This is a genomic window from Micromonospora jinlongensis (genome assembly GCF_013410645.1).
GTDB classification, from domain to species: domain Bacteria; phylum Actinomycetota; class Actinomycetes; order Mycobacteriales; family Micromonosporaceae; genus Micromonospora; species Micromonospora zamorensis.
In genome coordinates, this window is record NZ_JACCHK010000001.1 from 3,383,748 (window position 1) to 3,398,587 (window position 14,840).

The window sequence follows — 14,840 nt, forward strand, 5'->3', positions numbered from 1 at the left end:
AGCGCCTGGGGCCACAATCCCGCCAGGCGCACACAGAGTCTCTGGTAACCAAAACTGCAACCCGGCCAACGTATCATGGTTTTCCCGCCAGCGGTCAACCTTGGGCGGAATCTTCGGGCAACTGGGCGATCATGGCCGTGAGCCCCGTCACATCCAGCAGGTCGGCGGGCCGAACCGTCACACCGTGCCGGACGTAGTGGAAGGCCGCGCCCACCCGGTCGATTGGCACGCCAGCCAGCTCCGCCCAGGCCAACCGGTACACGGCCAACTGCACGGCAGCCACGTCCGCCGCCGGCCCGGTCGGCTGCGCGCCGGTCTTCCAGTCGACCACGTCGAACCGCCCACCCGGCCGGGCGAAGACCGCGTCCATCCGGCCCCGCACCACCACTCCGGCGATCACCGTGGCGAACGGCACCTCCACCTCCACCGGTGACCGGTCGGCCCACTCGCTGGCCAGGAACCGCTCCTGCAACTCGACCAGCGCCTCGTCGGGCGCGGCATCCGCGTCGGCCGCACCGGGCAACTCGTCCAGGTCCAGCAGGCGGTCGGCGCCGAAGCGCTGCTCCAACCAGGCATGGAACGCGGTGCCGCGACGGGCGTACGGGTTGGGCTCGGTCGGCACCGGACGGCGCAGCGTACGGGCCAGCCCCGCCGGGTCACGCCGCAACGCCACCAGCTGGGTGACGCTCAACTGCCCGGGCAGGGCCACCTCGACCGCACCGGAGAGCCTGGTCAGCTCGGCCCGTTCGGCCAGCAGCAGATCCGCCTCGCGCTGCCAGCGCGCCACCTCCGGGTCCACCTCCGGCTCGACGGTCACCATCGGCCCGTCCACCACCGAGCCGACCGGCCCGGCGACCACCGAGGCCGGGCCGTCGGTCATCAGGCGGCGCACCAACCCGGCCGCCTCGGCCAGTGCCGGCCGGCGACCGCCCAACGGGTCGGCCGGCCACTCCGCGCGGAGCACCACCTCGGCCGTCGGGTTCGTCGCATCCGGGGTCGGCTCCGGCGCCCACACGTCGATCAGGTGCCCCGGCCCGCCGTCGAGGCAGGCGTCGTACACCTCACGCAGGAAGACCGACGGGCCTCGTGGCCGCTTCGTGCCCTCCCCCCACCAGTAGCCGGAGCAGAGCAGCAGCCGGCGCGGCCGGGTGACCGCCACGTACGTCAGCCGGCGTTCCTCCCGCTCGTCGTGGGCCCGCCAGGCGTCGGTGAAGTCGGTCACCGCCCGGGCGACCGCCCGCTGGTCGGCCGCCTCGTCGAGCGCCAGCTCGGGCAACCCGTCGGCGTCGCCGCGCAGTGGGAACGGCAGCACCCCGAGCCCACCCAACCAGTGGTCGGAGTTGCGGACCGGACCCGGCCACAGCCCACGACTCAGCCCGGCCACGGCCACCACGTCCCACTCCAGGCCCTTGGCGGCGTGCGCGGTGACCACCTGCACCGCGCCCTCCACCACCTCGACCTCGCCCGGCGTCAGACCACGCTCCTCGTCCTCGGCCGCGGCCAGGTAGGACAGGAAGCCGGCGAGCGTCGCCCCCGGCGTCTCCCCGCTGAAGCGGGCCGCCACGTCCCCCAGGGCGTCCAGGTGGCCCCGGGCCAGGCCCGCGTCGCCAGCGCCGTCCCGGCCGGCCCGGACCGCGACCTCCACGTCCAGGCCGATGGTCCGCTCGATGTCCGCGATCAGGTCCGGCAGTGCCTGGTCCAGCCGGTAGCGCAGCAGCGCCAACTCCAGCCCGTACGCGCGCAGCCGCGCGAAGCCCTCCGCCGAGTACGCCTGCGCCGGGCCGAGATCGGCCAGCGCCTCCACCAGGGTCGCCTCGTCCAGCAGGTCGGGGCTGATCTCCGAGGTGTCGTCGGCGGCGACCTGTCGCCGGGCGTTGGCGATGGCCCGCGCGCGCCGGTGCAGCGCCACCAGGTCACGTGGCCCGATCCGCCAACGGGCGCCGGTGAGCAACCGCAGCAGCGCGGCACCGTCGGTCGGGTCGGCCAGCACCCGCAGCGTGCAGACCACGTCGCGTACCTCGGGGGTGTCCAGCAGGCCGCCCAGCCCGACCACCTCGACCGGGAGACCGCGCTCACGCAGCGCCGACTCGATCGCCGGGATCTGGCTGCGGACGCGCACCAGCACGGCCGTCGTCGGGCGTTGTGCCACCGGGATGTGCTCGGGGGCCGCGCCCGGCATCCGGGCCGCTCCACGCCAGGCGGCGAGCACGCTGTCGGCGATCCAGTCGGCCTCGTCGGCGTACGTGGACAGCATTGCGCAGTGCACAGTGCCGCCGGCCGCGCCGCCGGGGCTGCGGTGTGGGATCGGGTCCCGGACGGTCAGCGCGGAGCGCAGCTCCGGGACCTGGGCACCCGCCGCGCGCAGCGGAGTGGACAGCGCGTTCGCCACCCGGAGGATCTCGGGGCGGTTACGCCAGCTCGTGGTGAGCCCGAGCGCTTGGGCGGGCTGACCGTCGGCGCGCGCGAACTCGGTGGGAAACCGGTCCAGAGTGCCCGCGCTGGCCCCCCGCCAGCCGTAGATGGACTGGCACGGGTCCCCCACCGCGGTCACCGGGTGCCCGCCACCGAACAACGCGTTGAGCAGCACCACCTGGGCGTGGCTGGTGTCCTGGTACTCGTCGAGCAGCACCACCCGGAAACGGTCCCGCTCGATCTGACCGACCCCCGGGTGGTCCCGGGCCACCCGGGCCGCCCGGGCGAGCTGGTCGGCGAAGTCCATCGCCTCGAAGTCCTCCTTGCGCCGGGCGTACGCCCGCACCAGCGGCAGCAGGCGCAGCCGGGTCTGCTGGAGGGTGAGCGCCTTGCGCACGTCGGCGTAAACCCGACCCGGCCGGGACTGCACCTCGGCGAAGAACCGACCGGTCCAGGCCGCCAGCTGGTCCGGCGCGACCAGGTGCTCGTCCAGCTCCCCGGCGAGCGCCAGCACCGCGTCGGTGATGGTGCTCGGCATCCGGTCCACCTCGGACATGTCACCGTCGTAGTTGCGCACCAGCAGGTCGACCAACTGCCAACGGGAGGCCTCGGTGAGCAGCCGGGTGGACGGCTCGTAACCGGCCCGCAGCCCGTGCTCGGTGACGATCCGCCCCGCGTAGGAGTGGTACGTGGAGACGGTGGGTTCACCGGCGAGCGGGTCGTCCAGCGGGTCCCGACCCTGCCGGCCAACGCGGCGGATCAGCTGGTCGAGCCGGGTCCGTACCCGGTGGGCCAGCTCACCGGCCGCCTTCCGGGTGAAGGTCAGCCCGAGGATCTGCTCGGGGCGCACGTACGAGTTGGCCACCAACCAGACCACCCGCGCGGCCATCGTCTCGGTCTTGCCGGACCCGGCGCCCGCGACCACGAGCAACGGCTCCACCGGGGCGGCGATGATCGCGGCCTGCTCCCGGGTGGGCGCCGGCAACCGCAGCAGCTTGGCCAGCTCGACCGGTGTGTAGCGGGGGCCGGAGTCCGCCAGCCGGGGCGTCGGCGCGGGGCCCGCGCCGAACAGGGTGGGCTGGGTCATGGGGTCTCCGGACGTCGGACGGTCGGCGGCTCGACCACCTGGCGCCCCTGCCCGGAGACCGGGCAGCTGGTACGCACCGGGCAGACCCGGCACTTCGAGTTGGCCACCGCGGCGAACGTGGCGGCTGCCATCGTATCGGCGGTCCGCCGGACCAGCGCGGTCGCCCAGCCGGCCGCCGGCCCCTCACCGGGCGCCGGCTGGTTCTGCTCCCTGGCGTCCTTGGCGGACGTGCCGAGCTGCACCAGCGCAGCACCCCCCGACTCGTCTCCGAACTCGGCGAACGCCCCCGCCTCCACCGCCGCCTGGTAGGCGCCGAGCTGCGGGTGTTCGGCAAGCTCGGCGCCGGTGACAGCTGTCGACTTGCCGGTCTTCAGGTCGATCACCACGAGCCGCCCGGCCTCGTCGACCTCCAGCCGGTCCACCCGACCGGTCAGGTCGACCGGCCGGTTCGGGTCGTCCAGGCGGACGGCGAACTCGTGCTCGATCGCGAGCAGCCGACGCGGGTTGGTGGCCAGCCAGCGCAGCAGCTTGTCGACCATCGCCTCGGCGCGTTCACGCTCTGGCCCGGCCATCCACCGGGCCGCCAGCTCGATCGCGTCGAACCGCGCGGCCACATAGTCGAGCAGCGCGCCCCGGTCGGCGCTGGCGTCCTCGGCGAGCATCGCGGCGGCGTGCACCAGGTTGCCCACCCCCTGCGCCGTGCTGGTCGGGCCGCTGCCACCGTGCCGTTCCAGCAGCCACCGCAGGCTGCACCGCAGGGCACTCTCCATCGCCGACGGGGTGACCCGCACCGGCTTGCCCTCGTCGACCAGCGGCCGGTCGTCGGAGAGGCCGCGCAACCCCCACCAGTCGTCGGGATGCGCGCCGGGGACACCGGCGGCGGCGAGCCGCGCCAGCTCGGCCGCCGCGGCGCGCCGCCGGGCTGCCGGGGCAGCCGGGTCGGTGATGGCGGTACGCAGCTCGGCGACCAGCGCCGGCAGGGTGAGCGCCCGGGGTGGACGAGTGACCGGCAGCGCCCCGGGGCGGTCCGGCTCGCCGTCCCCGTCCTCCCCCGTCGCGCCAGCGCCACCGCCTCCGCTCGCGCCGCCGCCGCCATTGCCCGCCGCGGCCCCGCCGTTGCCGACTGCCGCGCCGCCGTTGCCTGCTGCCGCGCCGCCATTGCCGGTCGCGCCAGCGGTAGTGGTCGGGGTGGCCGCTGAACCGGTGGGCTCGCCGGACGGCGGGCCGGTGCGCGGACCGGGTGGCGCGGTGGGTGGGGTGGGCGGACCGGGGGGCGGGGTGGGTGGCGCGGTCGGGCCCAGCTCGTGCAGGAACCGGCTCGGCTGTTCCTCGTGGTCGTCACCGCCGACAGCGGCCGATGCCACGGCACTGACCAGCAGTCGGTGCCGGGCCCGGCTGATGGCCACGTGGAAGAGCCGGCGTTCCTCGTCCAGCAACGCCGAGGTCTGACCCACCACGTTCGCCACGCTCGCGCCGCCGGCCGATCGACCCGCCAACACGTCGACGAGGCGCTCCGAGCCGAGCAGGCTGCCGCGTAGTCGCAGGTCCGGCCAGATGCCCTCCTGCACGCCGGCCACCGCGACCAGGTCCCATTCGAGGCCCTTGGCGGCGTGCGCGGTGAGCAGGCGCACCGCCGCGCCCCGGTCGGCGGTCGGGGCGATGGTGTCGGCCGGCAGGTCCTGGGCGAGCACGTGGTCGAGGAAGACCTCGGTGCGGGCACCGGGCAGTCGGTCGGTGAACCGGGCCGCCGCGTCGAAGAGCACCAGCACGGCGTCCAGGTCGCGGTCGGCCGCCTCGGCCCGCCGCCGCCGGGCCAGGTCCCCCTCGCCGGCCGCCGGCCGCCCCTGAATGATCGCGCCAGCCCAACGCTCGGCGAGGCCACTGGCGTCCCAGACCGCCCAGAGCACGTCCTCGGCGGTCGCCCCTGGCTGGGCGGCGGCATCGCGTGCGGTGGCCAGCAGCCCGGCCACCGCCTGCGCCGGCTCCGCCCAGCGCCGGTCGATGTCGGCCAGCTCCGTCGGATCGCGCAACGCCTCGACGATCAGCTCCCCGGAGGGGCGTCGGTCACCGCCGGCCAGCGCGAGCGCACGCAGGCCCTGCCGCAGCCGCCGCTCGGCCAGCGGGTCGGCTCCACCCAGCGGCGAGTGCAGCAGAGCGACCGCCGCCTCCTCGTCCAGGCGATCGGGTTCGAGCGCGCAGCGCAGCAGGAGCAGCAGTGGCGCGACCGCCGGTTGCAGGTGCAGGGGCAGGTCCTCGCCGTGCACCACGGTGGGCACGCCGGCAGCGTGCAGTGCCCGCCGCAGGGTGGGCAGCTGCAACGCGGTGGACCGCACCAGCACCGCCATCCGCGACCACGGCACGCCGTCGAGCAGGTGGGCCGAGCGCAGCGCGTGGGCCAGCCAGGCGGCCTCGCTGGTCGCCGAGCGGAACGTGTGCACCTCGACCACCCCGGGCGGCGCGTCCGGCAGCGGGTGCAGGCGGCGGTGCGCCGCCGGGCCGCGCAGCCGGCGACCCAGCCGGGCGATCGCCGCGAGCAGACCCGGCCCGGCCCGGTACGACGTGGTCAGCAGCACCTGTGCGGCCGGTGCCCCGGAGGCGGTCCGGAAGCGGTGCGGGAAGGTGGCCACCCCGGCCGGGTCGGCGCCCCGGAAGGCGTACGTGGAGGAATCCGGGTCGGCGAACGCGACGAGTGACTTGCCCCCGCCCGCGATGACCGAGAGCAGCTCCACCTGGGCGGGGTCGGTGTCCGCCAGCTCGTCGAGGTACACGTGGGTGAGGCGGCGACGCTCGGCGGCCAGCAGCTCCTCGTCGTCACGCAGCAGCCCGGTGGCCGCCCGGACCAGCTCGGCCGGGTCGTACGCGATGGAGCCCCGGTTGCTGACGTCCCGCAGCGCGAGCACTGCCACGTACTCCCGGAGGAAGCGGGCGGCAGCCGGCCAGTCCTCGCGGCCGAGCTTCTCGCCCAGCCGGGCCAGGTCGACCGGGCCCACGCCCCGCTCCGCGGCACGCATGAGCAGGTCGCGCAGCTGACCGGCGAACGCCCGGGTACGCAGGGCGGGGCGCAGGTCGGTCGGCCAACCGACCGGGTCGTCCTCGGGCTCCTCACCCACCACGTTCAGCAGCTCGCGGATGATCAGATCCTGCTCCGGGCCGGTGAGCAGCCGGGGTGAGGGCTCACCCCGTTCGGCGGCGGCTCGGCGGAGCAACCCGAAGGCGTACGCCGGGAAGGTGCGCACCAGCGGCTCGCGCAGCACCCGGTGGCCGTCCTGGGCGATCCGGGCCTCGATGCGCTGGCGTAGCGCGGTCGCGCCTCGACGGCCGAAGGTCAGCACCAGGATGTGTTCGGGGTCGACCCCCTCGGCCACCCGCGCGGCGACCGCCTCGACGAGCGTGCTGGTCTTGCCGGTGCCCGGGCCACCGAGCACGAGCATCGGCCCGTCGGTGTGCCCGACCACCTCGGCCTGCACCGGGTCGACCCGCCAACCACTGCCGCCCGTCGGCTCCCGCCCGGCCGCCAGCTCGGACCCGGCCACACCTGCGGACCCGGGCACACCTCCCGGCCCGGCGACCGGCTCAGGCCGCGCTCCGCGCTCAGGCCCACCCGTGTGCCCGGCCCCACCCGACTCGCCGACACCACCCGTGGACGCGCTGCTGCCGGCGGGCACGGAAGCGCCAGAAGGCGCTGCCCCGTCCCCCCGCGCCGGCCCCACGGACCGCCGCACCAACCGGTACGCCTGCATCAGCTCATCCCATCAGACCCGTACGACACCCACCCCAACCCACCCAACCCCACCCCTCCCACCCAACCCCCCACCCCAACCCCACCCCATCCACCTCCGTCGATCATGAAGTTAGCGGCGCGACACGCCGACGGCGGTGACGCCAACTTCATGATCAACGGGGTGAGGGCGGGGGCGCCCGGGGGTTGGGGGTGGGGTGGGGGGTCAGGTTAGGCGGGACTCTAGGGCGTTCAGGGCTTCGGGGACGGTGGTGGTCACTGTCAGGAGGTTGCGGCCGGCGCTTTTGAGGAAGTTCTGGTCGGCCAGGGCGTCGAGCCAGTCCAGCAGGGGGCGGTAGAACCCGTCGGTGTCGATCAGCACCATCGGCTTGGCGTGCAGGGCGAGGGTCGCGGTGGTCCAGACCTCGAACAGCTCGTCCAGGGTGCCCAGCCCGCCGGGCAGGGTGAGGAAGGCGTCCGACTTCTCGATCATCAGGGTCTTGCGGCTGGCCATCGAGTCGGTCACCAGCAGCTCGTCCGAGGCCAGGTCGGCGACCTCCAGATCGACCAGCGACTGTGGGATCACCCCGACGGTGCGCCCACCGGCGGATCGGGCACCGTCGGCCAGCGCGCCCATCATGCCGACGCAGCCGCCACCACTGACCAGCGTGTGCCCGCGCCGGGCCAGCTCCGCGCCGGTCTCGGCGGCCAGGTCCAACCAGCGCTGGTCGAGGGTGCGGGACGAGGCGCAGAAGACGCAGATCGCCGCCATCAGTTGTCCCGTGGCTGATCGGCGGCCTGCTCGGCAGCGGCCTGCTGGTCGGCGCCGGTGCGGGCGACGGCCTCGTCGCGGACCGCCTCCTGCTCGACGGAGAGCGCGGCCTCCGCCTCGACGATGTGCCGGACCGCGGCGTTGACGTCGTCGGTGAGACAGATCAGGTCCAAATCGACCGGGCCGATCTTGCCGTCGGCGGCCATCGTGTCGCGCATCCAGTCGAGCAGCCCCTGCCAGTACGCGACCCCCATCAGCACGACCGGGAACCGGGTCACCTTGCCGGTCTGCACCAGCGTGAGCGCCTCGAACAGCTCGTCCATGGTGCCGAAGCCACCGGGCAGCACGACGAACGCCTGCGCGTACTTGACGAACATCGTCTTGCGGGCGAAGAAGTAGCGGAAGTCGATGGCGAGGTCGACCCACTCGTTGATGCCCTGCTCGAACGGAAGCTCGATGCCGAGCCCGACGGAGAGCCCACCGGCCTCGCTGGCACCACGGTTGGCGGCCTCCATCACCCCCGGCCCACCTCCGGTGATCACCGCGTAGCCGGCCCGGGCCAGCGCGCCGCCCAACTCCTCGGCCAGCTGGCACTCAGCGCTGTCCGGTCCGCTGCGGGCGGAGCCGAACACGCTGACCGCCGGTGGCAGGTCGGCGAGGGTGTCGAAGCCTTCGACGAACTCGGAGAGGATGCGCAGCGCACGCCAGGCGTCCTTGGTCTTCCAGTCGCCCCGCCCCCGTGAATCCAGCAACCGCTGGTCGGCGGTGCTGCTCGGAATCGCCCCTCTGCGCAGTGTGACCGCGCCCCGGTGCCGCTCCTGTCCCGGACCGCGACCGGCCTCCCGCCCGTTGTTCTGGCTCATGGGGCAACCGTAGTGGAGCGACACCGGCCGGGTGTGCGGGGCGGGGACGCCGAGAAATAGTTCGGGATCATGGGCAACTATTCGGCTTCCCCGTACGTCTTACTATTCACATACCGGGTATGCCCGGGCGCGCGCCTTCGGGGGAGGAGACAGCGTGATCAGCAACAACGAGATGATCCGGATCCGTCGCCAGATGCAGCGACGGATCCGAGACGTGGTGGCCGAACGCCGCCGCACCCGCGACCAGAACCCAACCCCCGTCTCCCCCACAACCCCCGCACCACCCGGAGCTGATCAAGAGGTTTGCGTCGCCGACAACGGGCCAGGCTGACGCAAACCTCTTGATCACCGGCAGAGCGCCGGCAGGCGCGAGAGGCGGGGCGGCCGGGTCAGGCTGGTGCCAGCCAGCGGTGCAGGGTTGCCGCGCCGTCGCGGATCTTGCTGATCTCGACGTGCTCGTCGGGGTGGTGGGCGAGATTCGGGTCACCGGGGCCGAAGTTCAGCGCCGGGATGCCCATGGCCGCGAACCGGGCCACGTCCGTCCAGCCCAGCTTGCCGATCGGCGCGGCACCGACCGCCGCCAGGAACTCCTTCGCCGGGGCCGCCTCCAGCCCGGGGGCAGCGCCCGGCGCGGTGTCGGTCACCACCACCTCGAAGCCGGCGAACACCTCCCGCAGGTGCGCCTCCGCCTCGGCCGGGCTGCGGTCCGGGGCGAACCGGTAGTTGACCTCGACCTCACAGTGATCGGGGACCACGTTGCCGGCGACCCCACCGTTGATCCGCACCGCGTTCATGCCCTCGCGGTAGTCGCAGCCGTCGATGGTGACCCGGCGCGCCTCGTACGTCTGGAGCCGCCGCAGCACCTCACCGGCGGCGTGGATGGCGTTCACCCCGTGCCAGGAGCGCGCCGAGTGGGCGCGTACACCGGTCGTGGTGACCACCGAGCGCATGGTGCCCTGGCAGCCCGCCTCGACGATGCCGTACGTCGGCTCCAGCAGCACCGCGAAGTCCGCCTCCAGCCACTGCGGGAACGCCTGGGCCACGAGGTTGAGCCCGTTGTACCGCGACTCGATCTCCTCGGCCTCGTAGAAGAAGTACGTCACGTCGTAGCGCGGGTTGGGCAGCGTCACCGCCAGGTGCAGCGCGTACGCGGTGCCGGACTTCATGTCGGAGGTGCCGCAGCCGTACATCAGGTCGCCACGCATGGTCGACGGGAAGTTGTTGTTCAGGGGCACCGTGTCGAGGTGCCCGGCCAACACGACGCGCTGCGACCGACCGAGGTCGGTGCGCGCCATCACCGTGTTGCCGTGTCGGTGGGTGGTCAGGTGCGGTACGCCCCGCAGCACCTCTTCGACACAGTCGGCGATCGCCTTCTCGTTGAGGGACACGGACTCTATGTCGACCAGAGCGCGGGTCAGCTGCACCGGATCGGCGAGGACCTCGGGGGTCAGCGGGTTCTCCATGGATCGCACGGTACCTTCAGGTCTGTCAGCGCGAGGAGCGAGCCGAGGTCAGCTCGGCCGTGACCGAGAGGTGTAACAGTGACGTCCGCAGATTCCGCCTGGGGCATCGGCCTGGCCACGGTCACCGCCGACGAGCAGGTGCTCGACACCTGGTACCCGACCGGCAAGCTGGGCCTGGGTGAGCTGCCGCTGGTCTCCGGCGAGGACAAGGCGGACGTGCTCGACCTGCCGCCGGCCGCGCTCGGTGAGCGGTCGCTGCCCGGTCTGCGTACCGTCCAGGTGGTCACCGTGATCGGCTCGCTGGACGACCCGATCAAGGACGCCTCGGACGCGTACCTCCGGTTGCACCTGCTCTCGCACCGCCTGGTGCGACCCAACCAGCTCAACCTCGACGGCATCTTCGGCAAGCTGGCCAACGTGGCCTGGACGTCCGCCGGGCCGTGCCCGCCGGAGCGGGTGGACGAGCTGCGGGTGATCGAGCGCGCGGCCGGCCGGCACCTGGCGGTGTACGGGGTGGACAAGTTCCCCCGGATGACCGACTACGTGGTGCCCTCCGGTGTGCGGATCGCCGACGCCGACCGGGTCCGCCTCGGCGCTCACCTGGCCGCCGGCACCACGGTGATGCACGAGGGTTTCGTCAACTTCAACGCCGGCACCGTGGGCACCTCGATGGTGGAGGGGCGCATCGTGCAGGGCGTGCTGGTGGGCGACGGCTCCGACGTCGGCGGGGGCGCCTCGATCATGGGCACGCTCTCCGGTGGCGGCACCGAGAAGGTGAGCATCGGCGAGCGCAGCCTGATCGGCGCGAACGCCGGTGTCGGCATCTCCCTCGGCGACGACTGCGTGGTCGAGGCGGGCTGCTACATCACCGCCGCGTCGAAGATCACGCTGCCGGACGGCCGGGTGGTCAAGGCCCGGGAGCTGTCCGGCGTCGACGGCCTGCTGTTCTGGCGCAACTCGGTGAACGGCGCGCTGGAGGCCCGGCCGCGCACCGGCCGGGGCATCGAGCTGAACGCCGCCCTGCACGCCAACGACTGACGGCCCCGCCGGGTCCGCGGCACACGGCCGCGGACCCGGACGGGGTACGCCTCAGCGCAACCGGTACGCCTGGATGATCCGTTGGGTCACCGTGTTGCCGGCGGTGTCCCGGGCGGTGGCCCGCAGCGACACATGGCCAGGGCCGGCCGGATGCCGCAACAGTGCCGACCAGCCGTCGGCCGAGGTGCGGACCAGCTTCGCCTTGGCCCAGGTCTTCCCGCCGTCGTACGAGACGTCGACGGCGAGCTTGTCCACCCGGGCGGCCGGAGCGCCGGGCTGCCGCTGCACGCGCACCGGGACGACGAAGCCCTGACCGGCCGGAGCGCTGTTGTCGACCCGCAGCGGCGGCGCGAAGCGCACCGCCGACAGGGGCAGTCGGGCCGGCGTCTCACCGGCGACGTGCCTCGACCGGAAGGTCCAGCTGGATTCCACCTCGGTGCTCAGGTCGGTGAAGCTTCGCTTCGAGGACGTGACGAGGCGGTAGTCCGCCCTACCCGGCGGCACGGCGAACTCTCCGTAGCCGGCGTACTCGCTCTCGCCGACCAGCTTGCCGTTGCGCCAGAGCCTGGTGTGCTCGCTGTCGCTCAGTGAGCCGCCCGGGTGCCCGGCCGCGTCGCTGAATATCGGCACGTCGACCAGGATGGTGTCGCCGACCCGGCTGACGCTCTGGTACGGCCAGCGCGGGTTCGGGAAGGACGGCGAGTACGGCGCCTGGTTCCAGATCTCCTGGACCGTCCGCCCGGCGCGGTAGGCGGTGGGGACGGAGAAGAGCGCCGCCTGCGCGTTCAACCAGCCTTCCTCGTCCCGCTTTCCGAAGTCGATCTCGGACTCCCACCGCACACCCTTGGTGTTGTAGTACTCGACCCGCTGGCCCGGCACGGCGGTGGGGAGGATCAGGGCGGAGCCGCCGACGTTGTACTCCAGCACGGGGAACACGATCCGCTCGGCCTCGATGCCCGGGTCGCCACCACGGAACTGGTGCACGACGGTGGCCAGGTCCCGTCGGGCGTAGTCGCGGACGAACCCCGTGGGCATCCGGCCAGGGACCGCTTCGGCCAGCGCGTACAGGTACGGGCTGTTTGCCGTGTCCGGCGTGGTCCACTGGCTGCTGACGGTGGCGACGAACTGGTCGGCGGGGACCGGCTTGCCGATCTGACCGCTGGTCAGGCCGGTGAACGTCTCCGCCCAGAGCCCGACGCCGTACCCACTGCCGTCGTCGGCGGTGAAGTTGCCGCTGAGGTCGATCAGTTGCGGGACGGCGGTCCGGTCCGGCACTGTCGTCCGCACCGGCTTGGCCCGCCGGGCGTCCACGACGATCCGAGTGTCCCGCTCGATGGTCAGCACGGGCTGCATCAACAGGGACATCCCGCGCTGCTCATCGTCCGGACCGGGCTCGAAGACGAGGCCACTCAGGCCGTAGTGCCCCTTGGGCACCCGCACGGTGGCCACCCCGTCGGAGCTGACGAGGTCCCAGGCGCCAAAGGTGTCCATCCCGAGCAGGAGGGTCCAGTGGTCCGAGGTGCGCGCGCCGGCGCGGTTCAGGTGCTCCACGGTGAGCGTGTAGCTCTCCACCTCCCGGTTCACGGCCAGCGGGGTGACCGCGACCGCCGAACCGGACCGGGCCACGATCCGCCCGGTCCAGTAACCGTCGGCGTCGCCGAGCCGGGTGTCCGTGGTGACGGTCGTGGCGGCCGTGCCACCCGCCGGCACGGTGAGTTGGTTGGTGCCCAGGACGAACAGGCCGGCCGGTAGCGCGCGGCCGCCGGGGCCGGCGCCCTCGATGCTCAGGTCCACGGTGACCGGAGCCGGACCGTCGTTGCGCCAGGTCACCGTGCGGGTGATCGGGGTGTCGTCACCGTGCGGCCAGAGCGTGCGCCCGAACGAGACGCTGACCGGGTCGGTGGTGAGCTGCTGGGTGATCGCGTGTGCGACGTCGACCCGCCCGGCCCCCTGCTGGTACGCGGTCTGGTCCGGGTGTGGCTTGGCGGCGGCCATCAGGGTGGCCTTGAGCCGGTCGGCCCGCCATCCCGGGTGCTGCTGGGCCAGCAGCGCGGCCGACCCGGCCACGTGCGGGGTGGCCATCGAGGTGCCGGAGAGGGTGACGTAGCGGTCCCCCACCGGATCGCCGATGACGCCGTTGGCGGACCTCGCGGCGACGATGTCGACGCCGGGCGCGGTGATGTCCGGCTTCAACGCGTCGTCGCCGACTCGCGGGCCCCGGCTGGAGAAGTCGGCCAGCTCGTCGTCGCGGTCCACCGCACCCACGGCGAGCCCGGCGTCGGCGCTGGCCGGGGAGCCGACCGAGCCGTCCGAGCCGTCGTTGCCAGCGGCGAGGACGAACAGCGTGCCGGTCTGGGCGGTCAGGGTCTGCACGGCCTCCTCGACCGGGTCGACCTCCGGGGTGTCCCAACCGCTGAGGCTCATGTTGACCACTGCGGCCTTCTTCTCCACCGCGGCCCACTGCATGCCGGCGAGGATCGCCGAGTCGGTGCAGCCCGCGTCCTCACAGACCTTGCCGTCCAGCAGCGTCGCGTCCGGTGCCACACCCCGGTACTTGCCGCCGGAGGCAGCGCCGGTCCCCGCGATGGTCGAGGCCACGTGGGTGCCGTGACCGACCGTGTCCCGGGCGTCGTCGACCTCGGTGAAGTTGCGCGCCTCGGCCACCTTGCCGGCCAGGTCCGGGTGGGTCGCGTCGACGCCGGTGTCCAGCACCGCGACGGACACTCCCGCCCCGGTGAACCCGGCCGCCCAGGCGGCGGGCGCGCCGATCTGCGGCACGCTGTGGTCGAGGGTCACCCGTCGATGGCCGTCCAGCCAGATCCGCTCGACGCCCCCCGCCGCGTCGAGCCGGGCCCCGGCGGGACCGGTGGTGACCGTCTCCCAGACCGCGTCGAGGGAGGACTTGTCGCTGTTCAGGGCGGCGCCGCCAATCACCGGCAGGTCGCGGGTCACCCTCGTGCCGGGAAGAGCGGCCGTGGCACGCCGAGCGGTGCCCGTCGAGCCGTACGCCACCAGCAGCGGCAGGGTCTTGCGGTGGGCGTCGTCGTAACCCGCCTCGACCAGGCCGGTGACGTCGAAGAGTCGCCGGTCCACCCGGCCCGAGCGCAGCAACGGCAGCGCGTCCGTCGGTGTCACAGTGAGTCGACCACGCTCGCGCTGAACCAGGAACTGCACATCCTCGCGGCCGGCGCCGGGCCGGACCGAGGCGCCGGAGGCGGTGACGGTGACCCGGTCACCGGTGATCAGCGTGACGGTGGTCGAGCGGTTGGTGGTGGGTCCACCCGGAGTGGACTGTTGGTCGGTGCCACCCGGTGGGGCAGGCGCGGCGGCTGCGGCTGAGACGGGAGCCGGCGCGGAGAGCGCCAGCGTGAACACGAGGCCGAGGGCGGCCAATCTTCTTCCCTGGTGCAACGGATCCTCCTCGTCAAGCGTCTTGATGGATGAGAGTCACATTGACAACCCAGAATTACATACTGGGTATGCAGAA

General features: G+C 73.3%; 7 protein-coding genes. 1 reads left to right on the plus strand and 6 read right to left on the minus strand.

Annotated features, from left to right (window positions below):
• Positions 1-94 precede the first annotated feature (94 nt).
• The 5 genes from HNR22_RS14810 to dapE all read right to left on the minus strand — a co-directional run bounded on the left by HNR22_RS14810 (position 95) and on the right by dapE (position 10,315).
• Positions 95-3,499, minus strand: coding sequence for an ATP-dependent helicase (locus HNR22_RS14810; RefSeq protein WP_179780877.1), 3,405 nt, complete (start codon positions 3,497-3,499; stop codon positions 95-97).
• Positions 3,496-7,239, minus strand: coding sequence for an ATP-dependent helicase (locus tag HNR22_RS14815; protein ID WP_179780878.1), 3,744 nt, complete (start codon positions 7,237-7,239; stop codon positions 3,496-3,498). The genes HNR22_RS14810 and HNR22_RS14815 overlap by 4 nt, the downstream gene beginning before the upstream one ends.
• Positions 7,240-7,443: 204 nt before the next feature.
• Positions 7,444-7,989 (minus strand): LOG family protein, encoded by a 546-nt coding sequence (locus HNR22_RS14820; protein ID WP_179780879.1) that lies wholly within the window; start codon positions 7,987-7,989, stop codon positions 7,444-7,446.
• A complete protein-coding gene (locus HNR22_RS14825; protein ID WP_179780880.1) occupies positions 7,989-8,852 on the minus strand; it encodes an LOG family protein in 864 nt (287 codons plus the stop codon). The genes HNR22_RS14820 and HNR22_RS14825 overlap by 1 nt, the downstream gene beginning before the upstream one ends.
• A gap of 389 nt (positions 8,853-9,241) precedes the next feature.
• Positions 9,242-10,315: a succinyl-diaminopimelate desuccinylase gene (dapE, locus tag HNR22_RS14830; RefSeq protein WP_099848438.1), complete on the minus strand. Its 1,074-nt coding sequence runs from the start codon at positions 10,313-10,315 to the stop codon at positions 9,242-9,244.
• A gap of 78 nt (positions 10,316-10,393) precedes the next feature.
• On the opposite strand from dapE, the gene dapD reads away from it, so the two are divergent.
• Entirely contained in the window at positions 10,394-11,353 is a 960-nt protein-coding gene (dapD, locus tag HNR22_RS14835; RefSeq protein WP_179780881.1) for a 2,3,4,5-tetrahydropyridine-2,6-dicarboxylate N-succinyltransferase, read from the plus strand.
• Between the two features lie 51 nt (positions 11,354-11,404).
• On the opposite strand, the gene HNR22_RS14840 is transcribed toward dapD, so the two are convergent.
• Complete coding sequence (locus tag HNR22_RS14840; RefSeq protein ID WP_218906414.1) at positions 11,405-14,764, minus strand: S8 family serine peptidase; 3,360 nt, start codon at positions 14,762-14,764, stop codon at positions 11,405-11,407.
• Positions 14,765-14,840: the final 76 nt, after the last annotated feature.